This is a genomic window from Kluyvera fluvialis (assembly GCF_059725275.1).
In genome coordinates, this window is record NZ_AP046142.1 from 2,759,219 (window position 1) to 2,783,746 (window position 24,528).

General features: G+C 50.7%; 18 protein-coding genes and 2 tRNA genes. 6 read left to right on the forward strand and 14 right to left on the reverse strand.

Going from position 1 to position 24,528, the window contains the following annotated elements:
- Window positions 1-31: 31 nt before the first annotated feature.
- From oppF to AC6I4B_RS13125, 6 genes are all read right to left on the reverse strand, one after another.
- Window positions 32-1,036 (reverse strand): murein tripeptide/oligopeptide ABC transporter ATP-binding protein OppF, encoded by a 1,005-nt coding sequence (gene oppF, locus AC6I4B_RS13100; RefSeq protein WP_497765666.1) that lies wholly within the window; start codon window positions 1,034-1,036, stop codon window positions 32-34.
- On the reverse strand, window positions 1,033-2,028 hold the full coding sequence (locus tag AC6I4B_RS13105) for an ABC transporter ATP-binding protein (RefSeq protein ID WP_497765667.1): 996 nt from the start codon (window positions 2,026-2,028) through the stop codon (window positions 1,033-1,035). Before AC6I4B_RS13105 ends, oppF begins: the two co-directional genes overlap by 4 nt.
- 11 nt (window positions 2,029-2,039) lie before the next feature.
- On the reverse strand, window positions 2,040-2,948 hold the full coding sequence (gene oppC / locus AC6I4B_RS13110) for an oligopeptide ABC transporter permease OppC (protein WP_497765669.1): 909 nt from the start codon (window positions 2,946-2,948) through the stop codon (window positions 2,040-2,042).
- Window positions 2,949-2,962: 14 nt separating this feature from the next.
- Window positions 2,963-3,883 (reverse strand): oligopeptide ABC transporter permease OppB, encoded by a 921-nt coding sequence (gene oppB / locus AC6I4B_RS13115; RefSeq protein ID WP_497765671.1) that lies wholly within the window; start codon window positions 3,881-3,883, stop codon window positions 2,963-2,965.
- Window positions 3,884-3,968: 85 nt separating this feature from the next.
- The gene (gene oppA, locus AC6I4B_RS13120; protein WP_497765672.1) at window positions 3,969-5,600 is read right to left on the reverse strand and encodes an oligopeptide ABC transporter substrate-binding protein OppA; all 1,632 of its coding nucleotides are present in this window, start codon (window positions 5,598-5,600) and stop codon (window positions 3,969-3,971) included.
- Window positions 5,601-6,349: 749 nt separating this feature from the next.
- A complete protein-coding gene (locus AC6I4B_RS13125; protein ID WP_497765674.1) occupies window positions 6,350-6,997 on the reverse strand; it encodes a YchE family NAAT transporter in 648 nt (215 codons plus the stop codon).
- 496 nt (window positions 6,998-7,493) lie between these two features.
- Between AC6I4B_RS13125 and adhE the strand changes: the two genes are divergently transcribed.
- Window positions 7,494-10,163, forward strand: coding sequence for a bifunctional acetaldehyde-CoA/alcohol dehydrogenase (gene adhE, locus AC6I4B_RS13130; protein WP_497765675.1), 2,670 nt, complete (start codon window positions 7,494-7,496; stop codon window positions 10,161-10,163).
- Between the two features lie 137 nt (window positions 10,164-10,300).
- Here adhE and tdk read toward each other — a convergent pair whose 3' ends face one another.
- Entirely contained in the window at window positions 10,301-10,930 is a 630-nt protein-coding gene (tdk, locus tag AC6I4B_RS13135; RefSeq protein WP_497765677.1) for a thymidine kinase, read from the reverse strand.
- An 897-nt stretch (window positions 10,931-11,827) separates the two neighbouring features.
- On the opposite strand from tdk, the gene hns reads away from it, so the two are divergent.
- Window positions 11,828-12,241, forward strand: a complete 414-nt coding sequence (gene hns / locus AC6I4B_RS13140; RefSeq protein WP_064545023.1) for a histone-like nucleoid-structuring protein H-NS — start codon at window positions 11,828-11,830, stop codon at window positions 12,239-12,241.
- 162 nt (window positions 12,242-12,403) lie between these two features.
- On the opposite strand, the gene galU is transcribed toward hns, so the two are convergent.
- The 3 genes from galU to rssA form a co-directional block, all read right to left on the reverse strand.
- A complete protein-coding gene (gene galU, locus AC6I4B_RS13145) occupies window positions 12,404-13,312 on the reverse strand; it encodes a UTP--glucose-1-phosphate uridylyltransferase GalU (RefSeq protein WP_497765678.1) in 909 nt (302 codons plus the stop codon).
- Window positions 13,313-13,629: 317 nt separating this feature from the next.
- Window positions 13,630-14,643, reverse strand: a complete 1,014-nt coding sequence (rssB, locus tag AC6I4B_RS13150) for a two-component system response regulator RssB (protein WP_497765680.1) — start codon at window positions 14,641-14,643, stop codon at window positions 13,630-13,632.
- Between the two features lie 91 nt (window positions 14,644-14,734).
- Window positions 14,735-15,646: a patatin-like phospholipase RssA gene (gene rssA / locus AC6I4B_RS13155; protein WP_497765681.1), complete on the reverse strand. Its 912-nt coding sequence runs from the start codon at window positions 15,644-15,646 to the stop codon at window positions 14,735-14,737.
- 113 nt (window positions 15,647-15,759) lie between these two features.
- On the opposite strand from rssA, the gene AC6I4B_RS13160 reads away from it, so the two are divergent.
- The 4 genes from AC6I4B_RS13160 (at window position 15,760) to AC6I4B_RS13175 (ending at window position 17,472) form a co-directional block, all read left to right on the forward strand.
- Complete coding sequence (locus AC6I4B_RS13160; RefSeq protein WP_497765683.1) at window positions 15,760-16,218, forward strand: YchJ family protein; 459 nt, start codon at window positions 15,760-15,762, stop codon at window positions 16,216-16,218.
- 45 nt (window positions 16,219-16,263) lie between these two features.
- A complete protein-coding gene (gene purU, locus AC6I4B_RS13165) occupies window positions 16,264-17,106 on the forward strand; it encodes a formyltetrahydrofolate deformylase (protein ID WP_497765684.1) in 843 nt (280 codons plus the stop codon).
- A gap of 162 nt (window positions 17,107-17,268) precedes the next feature.
- A tRNA-Tyr gene (locus tag AC6I4B_RS13170) sits at window positions 17,269-17,353 on the forward strand.
- Window positions 17,354-17,387: 34 nt separating this feature from the next.
- Window positions 17,388-17,472, forward strand: a tRNA-Tyr gene (locus AC6I4B_RS13175).
- Between the two features lie 304 nt (window positions 17,473-17,776).
- Here AC6I4B_RS13175 and narI read toward each other — a convergent pair.
- Genes narI through AC6I4B_RS13195 form a run of 4 tightly spaced genes read right to left on the reverse strand, consistent with a single transcriptional unit; the run spans window position 17,777 to window position 24,439 of the window.
- Window positions 17,777-18,454 carry a respiratory nitrate reductase subunit gamma gene (narI, locus tag AC6I4B_RS13180; RefSeq protein ID WP_497765686.1) on the reverse strand — a complete coding sequence of 226 codons (678 nt, stop codon included), beginning with the start codon at window positions 18,452-18,454 and terminating at the stop codon, window positions 17,777-17,779.
- Window positions 18,454-19,164, reverse strand: a complete 711-nt coding sequence (gene narJ, locus AC6I4B_RS13185) for a nitrate reductase molybdenum cofactor assembly chaperone (protein WP_497765687.1) — start codon at window positions 19,162-19,164, stop codon at window positions 18,454-18,456. The genes narI and narJ overlap by 1 nt, the downstream gene beginning before the upstream one ends.
- Complete coding sequence (narH, locus tag AC6I4B_RS13190) at window positions 19,161-20,699, reverse strand: nitrate reductase subunit beta (protein WP_497765689.1); 1,539 nt, start codon at window positions 20,697-20,699, stop codon at window positions 19,161-19,163. The genes narJ and narH overlap by 4 nt, the downstream gene beginning before the upstream one ends.
- Window positions 20,696-24,439: a nitrate reductase subunit alpha gene (locus AC6I4B_RS13195; RefSeq protein ID WP_497765690.1), complete on the reverse strand. Its 3,744-nt coding sequence runs from the start codon at window positions 24,437-24,439 to the stop codon at window positions 20,696-20,698. The genes narH and AC6I4B_RS13195 overlap by 4 nt, the downstream gene beginning before the upstream one ends.
- Window positions 24,440-24,528 lie beyond the last annotated feature (89 nt).

Below are 24,528 nucleotides of genomic sequence, written 5' to 3' on the forward strand. Positions count from 1 at the left end.
ATAAGGGCTGGCAACTTGCCAGCCCTGACGATTATAACGGGTCAACCTTCAGACAGGAAACCGCATGGCGGAAACTCCCCTCCAGAAGCGGACGGGTTTTCGCACATTCCGGCCCAGCCAACGGACAGCGGGTACGGAATACACAGCCAGACGGCGGATTAATTGGCGATGGCAGTTCCCCTTCCAGCAACTGGATGGTTTTGTTCTTTTCCAGGTCTGGATCTGGAACCGGCACAGCGGACATCAGCGCGCGGGTATAAGGGTGCAACGGATTGTTGTACACCTCATCATACGTGCCTAATTCCACGGCATGGCCCAGATACATCACCAGCACACGATCAGAAATATGCTTGACTACCGCCAGATCATGGGCGATGAAAATCAGCGACAGCCCCATCTCACGTTGCAGTTGTTGCAACAGGTTTACCACCTGCGCCTGAATAGACACGTCCAGCGCCGACACCGGTTCATCACAGATAATCAGCTTTGGCTCAAGGATCAGCGCGCGCGCAATGCCGATACGCTGACACTGACCACCGGAAAACTCATGCGGGTAACGGTTGACGAGGTTTGGCAACAGCCCCACCTTCATCATCATGGTTTTCACTTTGTCGCGCACTTCCTGGCGTGGCATTTTCGGATAGTACGTGCGCAGTGGCTCAGCGATGATTTCACCGATGGTCATGCGCGGGTTCAACGACGCCAGCGGATCCTGGAAAATCATCTGGATATCGCTGCGCACATTGCGCCACTCGTCCGGTTTCATGCCCAGTAAATCTTTACCCAACCAGGCTACTTTTCCGTCGGTCGCTTTGACCAGGCCAATAATAGCGCGGGCAAAGGTTGATTTCCCACAGCCAGACTCGCCTACTACGCCCAACGTTTCCCCTTCATACAACCGGAGGGTTACGCCATCCACCGCTTTCAGCGTCTTTGGCGGCTGCCAGAACCACTGTTTGCCATCTTTAATCTCGAAATGAACCTTTAAATCGGCAATTTCGAGCAGAACGTTTCTTTCGTCAGTTACGGCTGTCATACCAGTTCCCCCACGGTTCTAAAGCAGGCGCGCAAGCGCCCCGGCGCAAACTCATCCAGCGGCGGCGCGTTGCCGCAAATTTCCATCGCATGTGTGCAACGGGGCTGGAATGGGCAACCAGTAGGGAGACGTAGCAGGTTTGGCGGGTTACCCGGAATGGTCAGCAATGCTTCGCCTTCCGTGTCGAGACGCGGTACCGCATTCAGCAAGCCGATAGAATACGGGTGTGCAGGTTGATAAAACACATCGCGCGCTTTACCGTATTCCATCGTCCGCCCGGCATACATCACCAGCACTTTATCGCAGATCCCCGCCACCACGCCGAGATCGTGGGTAATCATGATAATCGCGGTATTGAACTCGCGTTTTAGCTCGTTCAGCAGCGTCATAATTTGCGCCTGAACGGTTACGTCCAGCGCGGTGGTCGGTTCATCGGCAATCAGCAGTTTTGGCCGACACAGCAGCGCCATCGCAATCATTACGCGTTGACGCATCCCGCCGGAGAACTCGTGCGGATACATTTTCATGCGCTTGCGCGCTTCTGGCATTTTTACGGCGTCCAGCATTCTGACCGATTCTTCGAACGCTTCGGCTTTGCCCATGCTTTTATGTAACATGAGCACTTCCATCAACTGCTCACCGACACGCATATACGGGTTCAGCGAGGTCATCGGATCCTGGAAAATCATCGAAATCTGTTCGGCGCGCAGTTTATTCAGCTCATGCTCCGGCAGATTAAGAATCTCTCGACCGTTAAAAAGCGCTGAGCCGCCGATACGCCCGTTACTGGCCAGCAGCCCCATCAGCGCAAACGCCGTTTGTGACTTACCGGAACCAGACTCCCCCACAATACCCAACGTTTCACCCGCGAGCAGGCTGAAGTTAAGGTCGTTAACCGCAGTCACGTCGCCGTCCGGCGTTTTGAAAGTAACGCGCAGATCTTTCACGTCCAGCAACCGCTGCGACGCCGTTGCCTGTTCAATGATGCTCATGGCAACACTCCTTAACGGTCTTTCGGGTCGAGGGCATCACGCAGGCCATCGCCGATAAAGTTGAAACAAAACAGGGTAATGACCAGGAATCCGGCCGGAAACAGCAGCAGCCATGGCGAAACTTCCATTGAGTTCGCGCCATCACTCAGCAACGCGCCCCAACTACTGAGCGGCTCCTGTGTGCCCAGGCCGAGGAAGCTCAGGAAAGATTCAAACAGGATCATGCTTGGCACCAGCAGCGAGGCGTAAACGACGACCACGCCCAGCACGTTTGGCACGATATGGCGCACCACAATACTGGCGGTAGAGACACCGCCAACCTGCGCGGCTTCGATAAATTCTTTACGCTTCAGGCTGAGGGTTTGTCCACGCACGATACGCGCCATATCCAACCAGGAAACCATCCCAATCGCGACGAAAATCAGCAGGATATTTTGACCAAAGAAGGTGACCAGTAGAATAACGAAGAACATGAACGGGAAGGAGTTGAGGATTTCCAGCAGGCGCATCATCACCGAGTCAATTTTGCCGCCCAGATAGCCAGAAAGCGAGCCGTACAACGTTCCAACAATCACCGCCACCAGCGCAGCGGCGATGCCCACCATCAGCGAGATACGCCCACCAATAGCAACACGCACCAGCAGGTCGCGACCCGAGGAGTCCGTACCGAAATAGTGCCCAGACTCCATATCCGGCACATTAGACATCATGCCCCAGTCGGTGTCGTAATAGGAAAACGGCGACAGCATTGGTGCCAGAGTAACGAACAGTGCAATCAGCACCAGTACCACTAAACTGGCTACCGCCGCACGGTTATGCATAAAGCGCCGACGGGCATCCTGCCAAAGGCTGCGCCCTTCTACTTCCAGCTTTTCGCTGAAGTTATCCAGCGCCTCGCTGTTTTTTTTACTTAACATCATGGCGAACTCCAGCCTTAGTAACGGATTTTCGGGTCGATCACGGCGTAGAGCACATCTACCACCGCGTTAAACAGGATCGTCAATGCGCCGACCAAAATCGTCAGGCTCAGCACCAGGGAATAATCGCGGTTAAGCGCCCCGTTAACGAACAGCTGTCCAATACCCGGCAAGCCGTAGATTGTCTCAATGACCATCGAACCGGTAATAATACCGACGAAGGCAGGCCCCATATAAGAAAGCACCGGCAGCAGCGCGGGTTTTAAGGCGTGACGGATAATAATCCGTCGCATCGGTAAACCTTTGGCGCGCGCGGTACGAATAAAGTTGGAGTGTAAAACTTCAATCATCGAGCCACGGGTAATACGCGCAATACTGGCGATATAGGCCAGAGAGAGCGCCACCATTGGCAGAATCATGAATTTAAGCGCCCCACCGTTCCAGCCACCACCCGGCAGCCACTGCAGTGTAATAGAGAATATCATCACCAATAATGGCGCAACAACGAAGCTCGGGATAACCACCCCGGTCATCGCCACGCCCATCACGGCATAGTCCCATTTGGTGTTTTGTTTTAGCGCGGCAATCACTCCCGCCGAGATACCCAATATAACCGCCAGCAAAAATGCTGCCGCCCCTAATTTCGCAGAAACCGGAAGGCTACTGGCAACTAACTCGTTGACCGAATAATCTTTATATTTAAAGGACGGTCCAAAATCGCCATGCGCTAGCTGTTTCAGATAGCTGAAATATTGCGTGGAGATAGGATCGTTTAAGTGATATTTCGCCTCAATGTTTGCCATCACTTCCGGTGGCAACGTACGTTCGCCCGTAAATGGGCTTCCCGGCGCAAGGCGCATCATAAAGAACGAAATGGTGATAAGAATAAATAGCGTCGGAATCGCTTCCAGACAGCGACGGAGAATAAATTTCAACATTGCCCATACCTTTTGGCCTGTGCCTTCAATAAAGCGATAAAGCGAGACACCGTGGGGCAAGCTCTACCTGCCCCACGTATTGCCATTAGTGCTTAATAATATACATGTTTCTTGTATAAGTATTATCCTGCGGGTCTTTACCGGTGTAGCCACCGACCCACGGTTTCACCAGACGGGCGTTTACGTAGTAATAAACCGGCACAATCGCACTGTCTTTATCGAGCTGTTGCTCCGCTTTATTGTACAGCGCGGTACGCTGTGCTTCATCGGTCACTTTAAGCGTTTCCGCCATAATGCTATCGAATGCAGGGCTCTTATAATGCGCAGTGTTCATTGAGCTGTTAGACAACATGGTGTTGAGGAAAGACGTCGGTTCGTTATAGTCGGCACACCAGCCAGCACGCGCAACATCGAACGTCCCCTGATGGCGAGTATCGAGGAAGGTTTTCCATTCCTGGTTAACCAGTTTTACATCAACGCCGATGTTTTTCTTCCACAGCGACGCAGCGGCAATAGCCAGTTTTTTATGCAGATCGGATGTGTTGTACAGCAGATTTACGGTGAGCGGTTTCTCTGGAGTATAACCCGCTTCAGCCAGCAGTTTTTTCGCTTCTTCGTTACGTTTTGCCTGAGTCCAGCCAAACCACTCTGGCTGCGTCAGTTTCGCGCCGTCGGTATAAGGTGGTGTGTAGCCATAAGCCGGCATATCGCCCTGGGCTTTAACTTTGTTAACGATAATATCGCGATCGATACCCAGTTTCAGCGCGGTACGCACGCGTACATCGGTGAATGGTGCTTTCTGGTTATTAATTTCGTAGTAATAAGTGCACAGATATGGATCAACACGAACTTCGTTCGGGATCTCTTTTTTCAGCTTTTGGAACAGTTCAATCGGCATGTTGTTATAGGTCATGTCGATTTCACCGCTGCGATAGCGGTTAACATCCGTCACTTCGGACGCAATAGGCAGGAAGGTGACCTGGTTAATGACGGTTTTAGCGTTATTCCAGTAAGTTGGGCTACGCTCAAGAACAATACGCTCGTTCACTACCCAGTCTTTTAATTTATAGGCACCGTTGGTAACGATATTGCTCGGTTGAGTCCACTTCTCACCATATTTTTCAATAGCCGCTTTTGGCACTGGCGAAGTGGATGGGTGTACCAGCAGTTTGAAGAAATAAGGCACTGGCTCACTTAAAGTGACCTCTAAGGTGTGATCGTCAACCGCTTTTACCCCGAGATCGGTAATTGGTTTTTTGCCTTCGAGGATTTCATCAATATTAGCGACGTGACCATATTGCAGGTAGCTCGCATACGGAGATGCCGTTTTCGGATCAATCGAACGCTGCCAGCTATAAACAAAATCTTGCGCCGTCACTGGTGAACCATCAGACCACTTTGCGTCTTTGCGCAGATGGAAAGTCCACACTTTGGAATCTTTATTATCCCAGGACTCCGCAACGCCCGGCGCCGGATGGCCGTCAAGGTCGCTAACCAGTAATCCTTCGAACAAGTCACGGCTAATATTGGATTCCGGCACACCTTCAATTTTGTGCGGATCGAGAGATTGCACTTCAGAACTGTTATTACGAACCAGCGTTTGTTTATCCGCTAGCTGCACGCCTGCCGGAACATCGGCAGCCATAGCAACGTTCCCTGCGATCAGCGCAGTGAGAATCCCAGCCGCAACCAGGCTTTTTTTTGTGATGATGGACATTGTGTTGATACTCCGTTCATTATTATTACTGACTTTCGTCAGCCTGTTAGTACCCGTTCGGGTCCCTGTACAGCGCAGGAGATTTTTGCGTCTGTCAGGTCATTTACTACCTGCTATCACCGACTTTTTATTACGGCCGCTCTTATGGCAACCTGACGTCGATTCATTTAAAGCATCCCCCCTGTCGGGATACTTTTCATTTTTAACCGTTACATCTAGAAACAGTTATCATTGACAAAGCTTTATCCTGCGAACCAGTTAGGCCGGAAAGTACCAAATGCAATTCACTGCCGCCAATATAATTTGCAAATTTGTTAACCAATTCTCTTTTGCTCAACAAACGCCCCTATTTTCGACAGCTTATTCGCCAGGCGAAAACATCTGAAATCAATATTTTTCAATTGGATATGAAAAAACAGTGGCTGTTGATGTTCAACATCAACGCCAACGCGTGCTTTTGCACGAAAAATTAACAATTGTACATTTTTTAGCACATAACTCTGCGTCGAAACTGAAATTACTAATATCATTTCAATTATGTAACAGCAAGCCCCAGAGTATCATGTGAGATAAATAACATTTTGGCAGGGAGAGTGAGGATGGCCAGATCAGCAAATATCATTGATAAAATTGACATTTTACGATAATTCAAAATGATTATGGCTGCGGCAAAGTAATGAATGAGCGATATGTTTTTCTGATATTAACGACGGCAACAGGGGTTATGCCATATTGCCGCGTCTAAATATTTATCCCACCAGACCAGGGAAGATAGATTTGATACCCGTCACAATAAATTCAATCCCCAGCGCCATTAATAGCAGACCCATGATGCGGGTCACGACGTTGATTCCCGTTTGACCTAACATACGGACTAACCATGGTGAAATGCGGAAGATGCCCCAGCAACACCCCGCAAACAGCGCGATAGACAGCGAAAAACCGATCAGGTACGAGAGAGAGTGATAGCGTGTGCCCCATACGATGGTCGAGCTGATTGCCCCAGGTCCCGCCATAAGTGGCAGCGCCAGAGGCACTACGCCAAGGCTCTCGCGCACAGCAGTTTCTGATTTCTCCTGCTTATTCTGCTTATCTTCACCCAGCTTGCCGCTTATCATCGACATCGCAATGGTCACCACCAGAATCCCGCCGGCGATACGGAAGGAGTCGATAGAAATACCAAATAGTTGAAGGATGAAATCTCCAAGGAATAGTGAAGTCAGCAGAATAATCGCCACCGACAGGCTCGCCGTCAGATTGGTTTTGTTACGCACCACTGCCGTCTGATAGCTCGTTAAGCTAATGAATACGGGGATCAGCCCTACTGGGTTAACCAGCGCAAACAGCCCAATAAAGAATTTAAAGAAGATTGGAAAATCAAACAGCGTTTGAATCACATTGACCCCGTAACACCATCAAAAGTTGTAGTTGACGAACAGCAAACCGTGAATTGCGCTGACAATACCTGTTTTATAAGCAAGGTTCATTAGATTTATCTACAAAAAGAGGGATAAAACAGAGTGTTATGCATTTGTATAAACTATGCTAATGTCTACCTTCCTATAACACACGATTGATTAACAGCTCATACAGTTTGCTAAAAGCCCCATGCTGAAAGGTGTCAGCTTGGCGTGAATTTGATTTAGATCATGAAATTCGTACTCAGAAGTGGGTAACCTGCTTACACCGAAAGAGAGTCAGCGTCATAAAAAACGCCCTTCTTTATCAGGTAAGCTCCTTGGCTAAATCGAAGCTCTTTTAGTAAATCAGTGAATCAGTTCGTGGATAACACATTGTTTTCTTAGCTTTTTCGCCAGCTGCAAGTGATTTGTCTATACTGACTTTTCGAGCAGATGATTCACTAAAAAAGTTTAACATTATCAGGAGAGCATTATGGCTGTTACTAATGTCGCTGAACTTAACGCACTCGTAGAGCGCGTAAAAAAAGCCCAGCGTGAATATGCCAGTTTCACTCAAGAGCAAGTAGACAAAATCTTCCGTGCCGCCGCCCTGGCTGCCGCAGATGCTCGAATCCCTCTCGCAAAAATGGCTGTTGCCGAATCCGGCATGGGTATTATTGAAGACAAAGTGATCAAAAACCACTTCGCGTCTGAATATATCTACAACGCCTATAAAGATGAAAAAACCTGTGGTGTTCTGGCTGAAGACCATACTTTCGGTACCATCACCATCGCTGAACCGATCGGCATCATCTGCGGTATCGTACCAACCACTAACCCGACTTCTACCGCTATTTTCAAATCGCTGATCAGCCTGAAGACGCGTAACGCTATCATCTTCTCTCCGCACCCACGTGCGAAAGATGCCACCAACAAAGCTGCGGATATCGTTCTGCAAGCGGCTATCGCTGCTGGTGCACCAAAAGATCTGATCGGCTGGATCGATCAACCGTCTGTCGAACTGTCTAACGCGCTGATGCACCACCCGGACATCAACCTGATCCTCGCGACCGGTGGTCCAGGCATGGTTAAAGCCGCGTACAGCTCCGGTAAACCAGCAATCGGCGTGGGCGCAGGTAACACCCCGGTAGTTATCGACGAAACCGCAGATATCAAACGTGCCGTCGCTTCTGTACTGATGTCTAAAACCTTCGATAACGGCGTAATCTGTGCTTCTGAGCAGTCTGTTGTTGTTGTTGATTCCGTATACGATGCAGTTCGCGAACGTTTTGCAAGCCACGGCGGCTACATGCTGCAAGGCAAAGAGCTGAAAGCCGTTCAGGACATCATCCTGAAAAATGGCGCTCTGAACGCAGCAATCGTTGGTCAGCCAGCATACAAAATCGCTGAACTTGCAGGTTTCTCCGTACCGGCTACCACCAAAATTCTGATTGGTGAAGTTAAAGTTGTTGACGAAAGCGAACCATTCGCACACGAAAAACTGTCCCCGACTCTGGCGATGTACCGTGCGAAAGATTTCGAAGACGCGGTACAGAAAGCAGAAAAACTGGTTGCTATGGGTGGTATCGGTCATACCTCTTGCCTGTACACCGACCAGGATAACCAGCCGGAACGCGTCGCTCACTTCGGTCAGATGATGAAAACCGCACGTATCCTGATCAACACCCCAGCTTCTCAGGGTGGTATCGGTGACCTGTATAACTTCAAACTCGCGCCTTCCCTGACTCTGGGTTGTGGTTCCTGGGGTGGTAACTCCATCTCTGAAAACGTTGGTCCAAAACACCTGATCAACAAGAAAACCGTTGCTAAGCGAGCTGAAAACATGTTGTGGCACAAACTTCCGAAATCTATCTACTTCCGCCGTGGCTCTCTGCCAATCGCGCTGGATGAAGTGGTTACCGACGGTCACAAACGTGCGCTCATCGTGACTGACCGCTTCCTGTTCAACAACGGTTACGCAGACCAGATCACCTCTGTGCTGAAAGCGGCTGGCGTTGAAACTGAAGTGTTCTTTGAAGTCGAAGCAGACCCAACTCTGTCCGTTGTTCGTAAAGGTGCAGAACTGGCTAACTCCTTCAAACCAGATGTGATTATCGCACTGGGCGGTGGTTCCCCGATGGATGCGGCGAAAATCATGTGGGTTATGTACGAACACCCAGAAACGCACTTCGAAGAACTGGCACTGCGCTTTATGGATATCCGTAAACGTATCTACAAGTTCCCGAAAATGGGCGTAAAAGCGAAAATGATCGCCGTCACCACCACTTCCGGTACGGGTTCTGAAGTTACGCCATTCGCCGTAGTAACTGACGACGCAACTGGTCAGAAATACCCACTGGCAGACTACGCACTGACTCCAGACATGGCGATTGTTGACGCCAACCTGGTGATGGATATGCCGAAGTCCCTGTGTGCATTCGGTGGTCTGGATGCGGTGACTCACGCTCTGGAAGCCTACGTTTCTGTACTGGCGTCTGAGTTCTCTGATGGTCAGGCTCTGCAAGCGCTGAAACTGCTGAAAGAAAACCTGCCAGCGTCTTACCATGAAGGGTCTAAAAACCCAGTAGCACGTGAGCGCGTTCACAGTGCAGCAACCATTGCAGGCATCGCGTTTGCGAACGCCTTCCTGGGTGTATGTCACTCTATGGCGCACAAACTGGGTTCTCAGTTCCACATTCCTCACGGTCTGGCGAACGCCCTGCTGATCAGCAACGTTATTCGTTATAACGCGAACGACAACCCAACTAAACAGACTGCATTCAGCCAGTACGACCGTCCGCAAGCACGCCGTCGTTACGCTGAAATCGCTGACCACCTGGGTCTGTCTGCACCGGGCGACCGCACCGCAGCTAAAATTGAAAAACTGCTGGGTTGGTTGGATGAAATCAAAGCTGAACTGGGTATTCCTAAGTCTATCCGTGAAGCTGGCGTTCAGGAAGCTGACTTCCTGGCACACGTTGACAAACTGTCTGAAGACGCGTTTGACGACCAGTGCACTGGCGCTAACCCGCGTTACCCACTGATTGCTGAACTGAAACAAATCCTGTTGGATACCTTCTACGGACGTGAGTACAACGAAGGCGAAGTTGAAGTGAAGAAAGAAGCGGCACCCGCTAAAGCTGAGAAGAAAGCAAAGAAATAATTTGCTAACGTCTCGCTGAAAAGCAAAAAGAACAAGCCCCATCGATGATGGGGCTTTTTTTATGCTGAATAAGACGGGAAACGAAGCGTTAACCCCCTACCCCAACCAAAAGGAACAGGAGACGCACCTGGCGAGGATTAACGATGATGGCAGGTGTTACGATGACTGTCCTGGATAATCGCCAGAGAACCTGTTTCCAGCGCTTCTTTATAGTGTTTACGACATACAGATACATACCGCTCGTTGCCGCCAATAACCACCTGCGCGCCTTCGTTATACGGCCGTCCTTCCTGATCGAGGCGCAGCACCATACTGGCCTTCCGACCACAGAAGCAAATCGTTTTTAATTCCACCAGTTTGTCGGACAGTGCCAGCAAATACTGGCTACCGGTAAATAACTCACCACGGAAATCCGTTCTCAGCCCATAGCACAGTACCGGGATATCCAGGTTATCAACCACATCAGAAAGCGCGTACACCTGTTCTCGCGTCAGGAACTGGCATTCATCTACCAGTACGCAATTAATCGCCTCACGGGCGTTCTCTACATTAATTTCGTTAAACAGATTGCTGCTTTGGTTAAACAGCTTGGCGGGCGAAGAAAGACCAATTCGCGAGCTGACTTTACCCGCACCAAAGCGATCGTCTATTTCAGCGGTATAAACGAGAGTTCGCATACCGCGTTCCTGGTAGTTGTATGACGACTGTAACAATGCCGTCGACTTCCCAGCATTCATTGCTGAGTAGTAGAAATAAAGTTGTGCCATTGGCTGAGAAATCCTAATCAATGCGTTTTTTAAACGGTGCGCAGTGTACCATATTTTATCCCCAGGCTCCTGCGTCATCCTGCCATTGTGTTTTGGCTCACACCACCAGGAAGCCCGTATCACGGGGGTTGATCCTGTACAACATTAGCGATAATAAACAATACGTCATCCCCTGGCCGAGACCTACGCATATTTTTTGTATTGAGGATGGTAACATCATCATAAGCCTAGAGTATTTAGCTTACCCGTTTCTGTTAGCGGATACGTTAAGGTATCGCACTAGTGAAAAATAGATAGCCAGATTAATAGTTGAAAAGATTAATGAGTCCACATTAAGAATGTGTAACCAATGACAATTTCCACCGCGCGATGGGGAAATGTGGATATCTGTAAATTAATCGACGCCTCAGAAATAACATTGTCATAACTATGGCCTTACCGTTGTATTGCCGCAGTACAGTCTGAACAGTTTTTTCCCGCGCCATCCTATTTATCCACACCTCAACTCAGACAAATAGCCATGTGGCGGTAAAGCTTATCGCCAGCAAAACCCCGTCAGGCCGCAACGTGATTGGGGAACGGAACTCAAGAGCGATGATAAAACACTGCACAAACGGATACTGGCTCGCTAATACATAAGGTTGATATTTATCCATACGAAGTATATTTATGCGTAAAAACACAGCGCCCCTCCCCTGTGTTATCTCGTATCACAACCTTACAATAAGCGAGAACTGGATGAGTATGACCGTCAGCAATTTAACTTATACATATTAATAACAGCACTAAATAACACGTTATTTTGAATTCCTTACATTCTTTCCTATTGCACAACTGATTTTATCGCACTATTATTACTTCAACAAACCACCCCAATATAAGTTTGAGATTACTACAATGAGCGAAGCACTTAAAATTTTGAACAACATCCGTACTCTTCGTGCGCAGGCAAGAGAATGCACCCTTGAAACGCTTGAAGAAATGCTGGAAAAATTAGAAGTTGTTGTTAACGAACGTCGCGAAGAAGAAAACGCGGCTGCTGCTGAAATCGAAGAGCGCACTCGTAAACTGCAACAATATCGTGAAATGCTGATTGCTGACGGAATTGATCCGAACGAACTGCTGAATAGCATGGCTGCCGCTAAAACTGGCACCAAAGCTAAACGCGCTGCACGTCCGGCTAAATATAGCTACGTTGATGAAAACGGCGAAACCAAAACCTGGACTGGCCAAGGCCGTACTCCAGCAGTAATCAAAAAAGCGATGGACGAACAGGGTAAATCCCTGGACGATTTCCTGATCAAGGACTAATCCTTACGCTTTATAAAAATCCCGCTACGGCGGGATTTTTTATATCCAAAATTCACGCTTTGCTGATAACGCCAACGTAGACAAACGTTCGCTTTTTATCCGTTCGTGTTATTGAGATATAAAAAAACCGGGTTTCCCCGGTTTTCAGCAACAGCGGCTAAATTACTTAGCGATACCCAGCGTGTCTTGCAGCCAAGATTTGAAATCAGCGCCCAGCGTATTGTGGCGGATGCCATATTCAACGAATGCCTGCATATAACCCAGTTTATTACCGCAGTCATGGCTTTTGCCTTTCATGTGATACGCTTCAACGGTTTCTTTCTCGATAAGCATATCAATGGCATCGGTTAACTGAATTTCGTCACCTGCTCCCGGAGGCGTTTTCGCCAGCAGAGGCCAGATTTCCGCGCTCAGAACATAACGACCAACCACGGCCAGGTTAGACGGCGCCACGTCTGCCTTCGGCTTCTCAACAACACCAACCATTGGCACGCTGTCGCCTGGATTTAAGGTTGCGCCTTTGCAGTCAACCACGCCATATGCCGTTACATCGGCAACAGGTTCAACCATTATCTGGCTGGCACCGGTTTCATCGAAACGAGCAATCATATCAGCCAGGTTATCACGGCTCAGGTCGGACTCATACTCATCCAGAATAACGTCCGGCAGGATAACCGCGACTGGCTCATCGCCCACCACCGGATGCGCGCACAGCACTGCATGGCCCAGCCCTTTCGCCAGACCCTGACGAATCTGCATGATAGTAACGTGCGGTGGACAAATAGCCTGCACTTCTTCCAGAAGCTGACGTTTAACGCGCTTCTCCAGCATGGCTTCAAGCTCAAAACTGGTATCAAAATGGTTTTCGATGGAATTCTTAGAAGAATGGGTCACCAGTACAATTTCAGTAATGCCCGCAGCAATACACTCGTTCACGACATACTGAATTAAAGGCTTATCTACCAGCGGCAGCATTTCCTTAGGAATTGCTTTTGTGGCAGGCAACATCCTTGTACCTAATCCCGCAACCGGGATAACGGCCTTTCTTACTTTCGAATTTGGGGCAGCCATTCAAATCTCCTGAACTGTTCAAACTTTGAACTTGCTCGTTAATTAATTACGCGTCGAGTATATCATTACTGCCATATAGGGCAGTTCTGAAAAACGCGAAGACATCGAATTAAGAGTTATACCCGGCGAAGTCGAGCAGAAGGAGGAGCGCTTACCATAAACCCGGACACCTTGTTTTAGCGTATCATCGAAGATAATGGATCAAACCAACGCACCAGCACGCTGAAGTATGACGAGTATATCCACATCAATTTGCTAAATAGTATCACCACCATCAAGAAGCGGTTAAAGCTATCCCAATAAAAAAATGCGTTTGCTCATTCCGCAGACAACATCAAGCGTAGACGACCGCCGTTTCCCCAAATCTGACACTGCCAGGAAGTGCAACGCTGGCTTATTTGATTAAGATAAGCGCTACCCAACGTTCCTAGCGGAACACCATTACTTATTTGGATTTGATGCTCACCGGTATTTAACGCACCGTTCAGCCCCGCCGATACCAGGATTAGATTTTTTAAGCCGCTGTGATAATAACCAACGAGCAATGGAAACTGGCCCGGAAGGTTTGCCTGTCGTAGCAGTTGATTAACCTGTTTTAACAGACTCCCCAATTCTGGTAGCCGTTGTCCCTGATGAGAAAGCTGTTCTTGTAACAAGCCGTTAAATAATACACGCAACAATAACGCGGCTAATACACCATTATCCCCTGCCCGTGTAACATCCAGACAATAAAAAGCCAAATCATGCTCCGATAATGGCGCGATATCCAAAACCAGACCTGGTGCATCTACCGCCATTAACTGGCGATAGTTTATCCGGCAGTGCGATATAGTTTGTTGAACTGGCGGCTGCAACTCCTGCAACAGTTTGGCAGCAGCGGCCGGGTTGTTAACCAACGCATCCCAGTCTTCGAATAAACGCTCTTCTTCTTCGACGCGCGAATTAAACATATTGGGATAGAGACAGGCCAGCACCGTTTCCCGCAGACGGTTTAAGTCTTTAACGGGTTTTAATAATACGTCCTGTACACCAAGGCGTAGTGCTTTGGCTATATCAGCCATATTTTCAGTCGCAGAGATAATCAGGATTGGCAATGTGTCACCTGCATTACGCAGGTGTTCAACCAACTGCAGGCCGTTCATGCGCGGCATGGCGAGGTCACAGATCATCAGATCAGGCTTCTGACCTTCCATTTGCGTCAGCGCATCGACGCCATCTTGAGCCAAAAGCGTGCGCGCACCGAGTGACGAAAGCCATGAATCCATAAGAGAGCGGAAAACGGGTTCGTCTTCGACAATCAAAATCTGTTTTCCCGCTAACGGCTGCGTCATGATATCTCCCCTGCCAGACGATAAGTAAATAGTGGCATGCTATTGTGATAATCGCCTTTCAGATTTTACTGAAGTAGTCGAAAAAAATGCTTTAAGTTGAACTGGACACTAAAGGCAAAAGCTCATCTATCTTTTTTTCAACCGCTTGTTGGCCCGCGGCTATCGCAGATGAAGCTCGATGAAAATCCAGAGTCGAAATTTCGGGACAGAATGGCTGCAACAAAATATCCGGCGGGTCACCCGCCATTCGATTACGTTTAAGCCGATTCTCCAGAACTTGTATCGAGGTGGTCATGATTTCCATCGCCGTCGGTGCAACCACCGAACGACGTGTAGCCACTCGGCCCAACCGGGCACGGAGACGCTCATGCCATGATAGCTCATCTGGCGTTCCATTCATCTCTGCATCAGGCTGAATATTTACCGACAGGAGATCCTGCTGCATAAGATGTGCGTCATGTTGCAAATCGACAGCAATAACAATGTCAGCACCCAGCGCGCGCGTTAACGAAACCGGTACCGGATTAACCACTGCGCCATCAACTAGCCAGTAACCATTATGTAAAACCGGTGCCATCAGCCCAGGAATGCTGCATGAGGCGCGTACCGCCATATGCAAATCCCCTTCAGTAAACCACAGTTCGCGCCCGGTACTGAGGTTGGTCGCCACCGCCGCGAAACGGCGCTCACACTGTTCAATCACTTCATTTGGCATGATCTGCCGATAGTGATTAAACACCCGCTCACCGCGCAGCAAGCCGCCACGGCGCCAGGATAAATCCATCAACCGCAGAACGTCCCAATAACTGAATGAGCAAACCCATTCCTCCAGCGCAGGGAGGCGGTTACTGGCATACGCAGCCCCCACCAGTGAACCAATAGAACACCCTGCGACAATATCTATCTCGATTCCCATCTTCTGGAGCGCTTTAATAACGCCAATATGCGACCAGCCTCGCGCCGCCCCTGATCCTAGCGCCAGGCCAATTTTAATTTTTCTCATTGTGACCGATGGATATCCTCTTGTTTATGGCGTGGCATCATTGCCAACGCTCGGTTAACATAGTGCTATCAGGCGTTACATCGCCATTAATATGTCGATTCAGGGAGACTGTTTTGTCAGAACTTTGCCCTTGTGGCAGCGCTCTCGAGTATAGCCTATGTTGCCAGCGTTATCTGTCTGGCAACGAACGTGCTCCGAGCCCGTCGCACCTCATGCGCTCTCGCTATTGTGCCTTCGTCAGGAAGGATGCTGATTATTTACTAAAAACCTGGCATCCGTCATGTCAGGCAGGCGCTTTTCGTGACGAGATTCAGAAGGGGTTTGCCCATACCCAATGGTTAGGGCTGACCGTTTTCGCCACTGAAGAAGGCCAAAATACCCACGAAGGCTTTGTTAGCTTTGTCGCTCGTTTTCATGAAAATAACAAGAACGGAGCCATCATTGAGCGTTCACGATTCTTAAAAGAAAACGACCAATGGTACTATATCGACGGCACACGACCAGTAATTGGTCGAAACGATCCCTGCCCTTGCGGCTCTGGGAAAAAATTTAAAAAATGCTGTGGGCAATAAGCCCGTAACAGCTTCGCAAACATCATCAACAGGATTTACCCGGCAATGCATTCCATTCAACGAAAAGTTCTGCGCACCATCTGCCCTGACCAAAAAGGCCTGATCGCGCGCATCACCAACATTTGTTACAAGCACGAACTGAATATCGTGCAGAACAACGAGTTTGTTGATCACCGTACAGGGCGTTTTTTCATGCGTACCGAACTGGAAGGGATTTTCAACGACTCTACCCTGCTGGCGGATTTAGACAGCGCGCTGCCGGAAGGCTCAATCCGTGAGCTGAATCCTGCCGGGCGTCGTCGTATCGTCATTCTGGTCACCAAAGAGGCGCACTGCCTGGGTGATTTGCTGATGAAAGCGAATTATGGCGGTTTGGATGTAGAAATCGCGGCCGTCATCGGGAACCACGACACGCTGCGTTCACTGGTCGAACGTTTTGGTATTCCGTTCCAGTTAGTGAGCCATGAAGGCCTGGCGCGTGAAGATCACGACAAACTGATGGCGGATGCTATCGAGGCTCATGATCCTGATTACGTTGTACTGGCAAAATATATGCGAGTGCTGACGCCAGAGTTTGTTTCTCGCTTCCCGAATAAAATCATCAATATTCACCATTCATTCCTGCCTGCGTTTATCGGCGCGCGTCCATATCACCAGGCCTACGAGCGTGGCGTGAAAATTGTTGGCGCAACCGCGCACTACGTTAACGACAACCTAGATGAAGGCCCAATCATCATGCAGGACGTTATTCATGTCGATCACACCTATACGGCTGAAGATATGATGCGTGCCGGACGAGACGTTGAGAAGAACGTATTGAGCCGCGCGCTGTATCAAGTTCTGGCTCAGCGTGTGTTTGTATACGGCAACCGTACGATTATTCTTTAATCACTAGCGAAATGAATTGATTAGCTTTAATCCGTTACGGATGAAAAGTACGCAAACAGTTCATTTTCGACAAACGAATGCTTTACAGCGGCGCGTCATTTGGTATGATGCGCCCCGCTTCCCGAGAAGGAAGCGGGCCAGTAGTAACTAGCATTACCCCGTGGTGGGGTTCCCGAGCGGCCAAAGGGAGCAGACTGTAAATCTGCCGTCATCGACTTCGAAGGTTCGAATCCTTCCCCCACCACCATCTTCAAGCTTTACCTACAATATGAATTACCCCTGGTGGGGTTCCCGAGCGGCCAAAGGGAGCAGACTGTAAATCTGCCGTCATCGACTTCGAAGGTTCGAATCCTTCCCCCACCACCATCACTTCCTGAAGCACCCCTAATTAAAGCAAAATACATCTCCTCCATATTCTGCCCATACGGGAAGGATGAGAAGCTTCGACTAAGGTTCGATTCTGTAGGTCGGATAAGCGCAGCGCCATCCGACACACAGCCCGCACGGTATTACGCTGCATTCGCCTCGCGCCAGGGCTTTACCATATCTGACCTCACCGCTTTGCTGTAACAAATAACGTCGAGTAAACCCAACGTCGTGACCGGTTGTTTTTCCATTCGCTCATAAAAAAACCCCACCGAAGCAGGGTTTTTATCAACACCATCGTCTATTAATGACGCGCGCGAACAATCTGGTATTTGCGAGTCAAATATTCGATTGGCACGCTCCAGATGTGCACCAGACGCGAGAATGGGAACAGCAGGAATAATGTCATCCCCAGAACGATGTGCAGGCGGAAAATAAACGCTACGCCATCGAGATGCTCGGATGCGCCACCGTGGAAGGTCACCACCGACTGCGCCCAACCGACCAGTTTCATCATCTCACTACCGTCCATATGCTGCGCCGAGAACGGAATCGTCAGCAGACCCAGCGCACACTGAACAACCAGCAGCGTCAGAATCAGGATGTCAGCTCCGGTTGTCGTTGCACGCACTCGCGGGCTAAACAGACGGCGTTTCAGTAGCAGCACACCGCCAATCAGGCACAGTACACCACTCGCGCCACCGGCAAACATCGCCATCTTCTGCTTCACTTCAATCGGCAGCCACGCTTCATACATCCAGTGCGGCGTCAGCATCCCGAGGAAGTGACCAGCGAAAATACCCAGAATCCCGATATGGAACAGGTTAGACGCCAGGTTCATCCCTTTGCGATCCAACATCTGGCTGGATGCCGCACGCCAGGTGTACTGGCCGTAGTCATAACGCAGCCAGCTACCAATCAGGAACACCGCACCCGCGATGTAGGGATAGATGTCAAAGAAGAACATATTTAGGAAGTGCATTATTGCTGTCCTCCGTTAGAGATATTCAAATATTGCGGGGCCACGGCTCCAGCAAAACGACGCTGGTGATTGGTAATTTCCGATTCACCACAGCCCTGGTCGGCAAAGAATTTCACCTGTTCTTCTTCCCACACCGCGTCCAGCGCCTGCGGTGTATCATCACGGGCTTCATCGGCGATTTTTTCTGCCACTTTGGCCTCATCTACTGCGCTGTTTGCCAGCTTCAGCAGTTGTTCGAACAGCACCGCGTAACGGCTTTCACGCTGTTGCAGACGAGCGCACAGCAGTGCCAGAATCGGCGCGATGTCCTGCAAACCACCAATTGCTTCGCTTTCCGGCAACTGCGCCAGATACTCCAGATACAGCGGCAGGTGATCCGGCAGCTCGCGGCTATCCAGCTCAAGGCCGTGCTGCTCATACTGGTTCAGCAAATCCACCATTGCTTGCCCACGGTCACGAGATTCACCGTGTACGTGTTCAAACAGCAGCAGCGACGTCGCGCGTCCACGATCAAACAGCTCGCTGTACGCCGCCTGGGCGTCCAGCAGATCCTGCGCGGTTAAATCGCGCAGGAAGACGCCCAGAGCCTGGGCATCCGCTTTTTCCAGTTTTTCTGATGAGGCCAGAACGTCAAAGAGTTCGCCTTGATGCTGCCACAAGGCAGCATCCGGGTACTCCAGAAGACGTGACACAACCATGAGTTCAATCATGCGTGCGGCTCCGTTTTGCTGGTTACATCCACCGCATCAATGCGGCGGCTGTTGAACAGGTTGAACGAGGAGTCAGAACCGTGGCAACCATCACCGAAGCTAAATCCACAGCCATTTTTCTCTGGGAATGCGTCACGCGCCTGCTCACGGTGGCTGCTTGGCACAACGAAACGGTCTTCGTAGTTAGCAATCGCCAGGTAACGGTACATTTCCTGCGCTTGCGCTTCAGTTAAACCTACCTCTTCCAGCGCGCGGGTATCAATAACCCCCTCAACGGTTTCGGTACGTTTGAAGTGACGCATCGCCAGCATACGTTTCAGCGCCAGAATCACCGGCTGGGTGTCACCTGCGGTCAGCAGGTTTGCCAGGTACTGAACCGGAATACGCAGGCTTTCAACGTCCGGCAGGATACCGTTGCTGCCCAGTTCACCCGCATCCGCAGCGGACTGAATTGGAGACAACGGCGGCACGTACCAAACCATCGGCAACGTGCGGTATTCTGGATGCAACGGCAGCGCCAGCTTCCAGTCCATCGCCATTTTATAAACCGGCGATTTCTGTGCCGCATCGATAACGCTCAGCGGAATACCGTCTTTCTGCGCCTGCTCAATCACTTTTGGATCGTTCGGGTCGAGGAACACATCCAGCTGGCGCTGATACAGATCTTTCTCGTTTTCGGTGCTCGCTGCGTTTTCGATTGCATCCGCGTCATACAGCAGTACGCCGAGGTAACGGATACGGCCCACGCAGGTTTCGGAGCACACGGTCGGCATCCCGGATTCAATACGCGGGTAGCAGAAAATGCACTTCTCGGACTTACCGCTTTTCCAGTTGAAGTAGATTTTTTTGTACGGGCAACCGGTGATACACATACGCCAGCCACGGCATTTATCCTGATCGATCAGGACGATACCGTCTTCTTCACGCTTGTAAATCGCACCACTCGGGCACGTTGCTACGCACGCCGGGTTGAGGCAGTGCTCGCACAGGCGCGGCAGATACATCATGAAGGTGTTTTCGAACTGGCCGTACATCGCCTTCTGCATGTTCTCGAAGTTTTGGTCTTTCGCCAGCTTCTCGAACTCGCCGCCCAGGTCATCTTCCCAGTTTGGTCCCTGGGTGATTTTATCCATACGCTTGCCGGTAATCAGCGAGCGAGGACGGGCAATCGGCTGAGCCTTGCTGCCTTCCGGTGCGGTGTGCAGCGTCTGGTAATCGAAATCAAACGGCTCGTAGTAGTCTTCGATACCCGGCAGATGCGGGTTCGCGAAGATTTTACCCAGCAGCATCGCACGGTTACCCATGCGCGGCTGCAGTTTGCCGTTGATTTTACGAATCCAACCGCCCTTCCATTTCTCCTGGTTTTCCCAGTCGTTCGGGAAACCAACGCCCGGTTTGGTTTCAACGTTGTTGAACCAGGCGTATTCGGTGCCTTCACGGCTGGTCCAGACGTTTTTACAGGTGACCGAGCAGGTGTGGCAACCGATGCATTTGTCGAGATTCAGCACCATGCCGACTTGTGAACGAATTTTCATTTTACGCTCTCCTGTACCTGGTCATTGCCTTCGCCATCCAACCAGTTAATGTTCTTCATCTTACGGACTACAACGAACTCATCACGGTTTGAACCGACGGTGCCGTAGTAGTTAAAGCCATAGGCCAAGTGCGCATAGCCACCAATCATATGAGTCGGTTTTGGCGTAATGCGGGTTACCGAGTTATGGATACCGCCGCGCTGACCGGTAATTTCAGACCCCGGCAGGTTCACGATACGTTCCTGCGCGTGGTACATCATGGTCATCCCAGCCGGAACACGCTGGCTCACTACCGCACGTGCAGTCAGTGCACCGTTGTTGTTGAAGACTTCAATCCAGTCGTTGTCTTCGATCCCCATCTCTTTGGCATCCACTTCGCTCATCCACACCACCGGGCCACCGCGACCTAACGTCAGCATCAGCAGGTTGTCGCTGTAAGTAGAGTGAATCCCCCACTTCTGGTGCGGCGTCAGGAAGTTCAACGCTTTTTCTGGGTTGCCGTTAGACTTCTGGCCCATCACCTCTTTCACCGAACGGGTGTCGATCGGTGGACGGTAAACCAGCAGGCTTTCACCGAAATCACGCATCCACTGGTGATCCTGATACAGCTGCTGACGGCCAGTGAGCGTACGCCAAGGAATCAGCTCGTGAACGTTGGTGTAACCGGCGTTATAAGACACGTGCTCATCTTCCAGGCCAGACCACGTTGGGCTGGAGATAATCTTGCGTGGCTGCGCCTGAATATCACGGAAGCGAATTTTCTCGTCTTCTTTATTCAGCGCCAGATGCGTATGGTCACGACCGGTAAACTCGCTCAGCGCCGCCCAGGCTTTCACTGCTACCTGGCCGTTAGTTTCTGGCGCGAGGGTCAGGATCATCTCTGCGGCATCAATCGCCGTGTCCAGCATTGGCTGGCCTTTGGCCGGGCCTTCCGCTTTGGTGTAATTGAGCTTACGCAGCAGATCCATTTCACTCTGGGTATTCCAGGCAATCCCTTTACCGCCGTTACCGATTTTTTCCATCAATGGGCCGATGGAGGTAAAGCGTTCGTAAGTTGCCGGGTAATCACGCTCAACGGGAATAATGTGCGGCGCGGTTTTCCCTGGGATCAGGTCGCATTCGCCTTTTTTCCAGTCTTTAACGTCTAACGGCTGCGCCAGTTCAGCGGCGGAGTCGTGCTGGATTGGCAGCGTCACCACGTCGGTTTCTTTGCCCAGATGGCCTACGCAGACTTCAGAGAATTTCTTCGCGATGCCTTTATAGATTTCCCAGTCGCTTTTCGATTCCCATGCAGGGTCAACGGCGGCAGACAGCGGATGAATAAACGGATGCATATCCGAGGTATTCATGTCGTCTTTTTCATACCAGGTTGCCGTTGGCAGCACGATATCGGAGTACAGACAGGTGCTCGACAGACGGAAGTCCAGCGTCACCACCAGATCCAGCTTGCCGTCGAGGCCGTTATCCTGCCATTCCACTTCTTCCGGTTTTACGCCACCCTGTTTGCCCAGATCCAGCCCCTGAATACCGTGCTCAGTACCCAGCAGGTACTTCAGCATGTATTCATGACCTTTACCGGAGGAGCCCAGCAGGTTAGAACGCCAGATAAACAGGTTGCGTGGGTGGTTTTTACCGTTTTCCGGCTGCTCTGCCGCAAAGCGAATAGAGCCTTCTTTCAGCGCTTTAACGGTGTAATCCACCGGTGTCATGCCCGCTTTTTTCGCTTCATCGGCGATGCGCAGTGGGTTAGTGCCTAACTGCGGTGCTGACGGCAGCCAGCCCATGCGTTCTGCACGCACGTTAAAGTCCAGCAGGTGACCGGTATAACGAGATTTATCGGCCAGCGGTGACAACAGTTCCTGCGCCGTAACCGACTCATAGCGCCATTGGCTGGAGTGGTTATAGAAGTAGGAGGTGCTGTTCATGTGGCGCGCCGGGCGCTGCCAGTCAAGGGCAAATGCCAGCGGCTGCCAGCCGGTTTGCGGGCGCAGTTTTTCCTGGCCAACATAGTGTGCCCAGCCGCCGCCGCTCTGGCCGATACAACCGCAGAAGATCAGCATGTTGATCAGGCCACGGTAGTTCATATCGAGGTGATACCAGTGGTTCAGACCGGCCCCGACGATAATCATTGAACGGCCATGCGTCTTATCGGCGTTATCAGCAAACTCACGCGCGATACGCACAATCTGCGAACGGGAAACACCGGTGATTTTTTCTGCCCACGCTGGCGTATACGCTTTCACGTCATCGTAGCTGGTTGCGCAGTTTTCATCGTTCAGGCCGCGTTCCAGGCCGTAGTTCGCCATGGTCAGGTCGTAAACGGTGGTCACCAGTACGCTGGAACCGTCTGCCAGTTGCAGGCGTTTTACCGGCAGTTTGTGCAGCAGGATGTTTTCCAGTTCAACGTTGGTGAAATGCTCAGTGCCGTCGCCGCCAAAGTATGGGAAACCAACCTGAGCGATTTCATCGTGGCTACCCAGCAGGCTAAGGCGCAGCTGAATATCTTCGCCAGTTTTGCCATCGCGCTGTTCCAGGTTCCACTTACCTTTGTCGCCCCAACGGAAACCGATAGAGCCGTTCGGCGCAGTCATCTCACCTTTTTCATCAAAGGCGACTGTTTTCCATTCTGGGTTTTGTTCCTGGCCCAGTGCGTCAACCAAATCAGCCGCGCGCAGCATACGGCCTGCCGCGTAGTAACCGTCGCGTTCTTCCAGCATGACCAGCATCGGCATGTCGGTGTAACGGCGAACGTAGTCGGTGAAGTACTGGCTCGGTTTGTCGAGGTGGAATTCACGCAGCATAACGTGACCCATCGCCAGCGCCATTGCCGCATCAGTCCCCTGCTTAGGAGCCAGCCACAGGTCGCACAGTTTGGCGATTTCGGCGTAGTCCGGGGTGATAGCAACGGTTTTAGTCCCTTTATAACGAACTTCGGTAAAGAAGTGCGCATCCGGGGTACGGGTCTGCGGTACGTTGGAACCCCAGGCGATGATGTAGCTGGAGTTGTACCAGTCGGCAGATTCTGGAACGTCGGTCTGCTCCCCCCAAGTCTGCGGCGATGCAGGAGGTAAATCGCAGTACCAGTCATAGAAGCTCAGGCAAGTACCGCCGATAAGCGACAGGTAACGCGCACCGGAAGCGTAGGAAACCATCGACATCGCCGGAATTGGCGAGAAGCCAGCGACACGGTCTGGGCCGTAGTTTTTCACGGTATAAACGTTGGAAGCAGCAATCAGCTCATTCACTTCCTGCCAGGAGGAGCGAACGAAACCACCGCGCCCACGCGCTTGTTTGAAACTTTTTGCTTTATCGGCATCTTCAATGATGGATGCCCACGCATCAACCGGATCGCTGTGCAGTTTTTTCGCGTCACGCCACATTTTCATCAGGCGTTTACGCATCAGCGGATATTTCAGACGGTTGGCGCTATAGAGATACCAGGAGTAGCTCGCACCACGAGGGCAGCCGCGAGGTTCGTGGTTCGGCATATCTGGACGAGTACGCGGATAGTCGGTCTGCTGGGTTTCCCAGGTGACGAGGCCATTTTTGACATAAATTTTCCAGCTGCAAGAACCGGTGCAGTTCACGCCGTGCGTTGAACGAACCACTTTGTCATGCTGCCAGCGCTGGCGGTAACCATCTTCCCAATCCCGGTTGGTATTTAAAGTCTGTCCGTGCCCATCGGCAAATGTTTCGCCCTTTTGTTTAAAGTAACGAAACCGGTCCAGGAATTTACTCATCAGGTCTCTCCTGTATGGAGCCTGGCGGCTCTCTGATAAATCGACATTGCTGAATTTGTAACGAAGGTAACGCGCTGAAAGATGTAGGG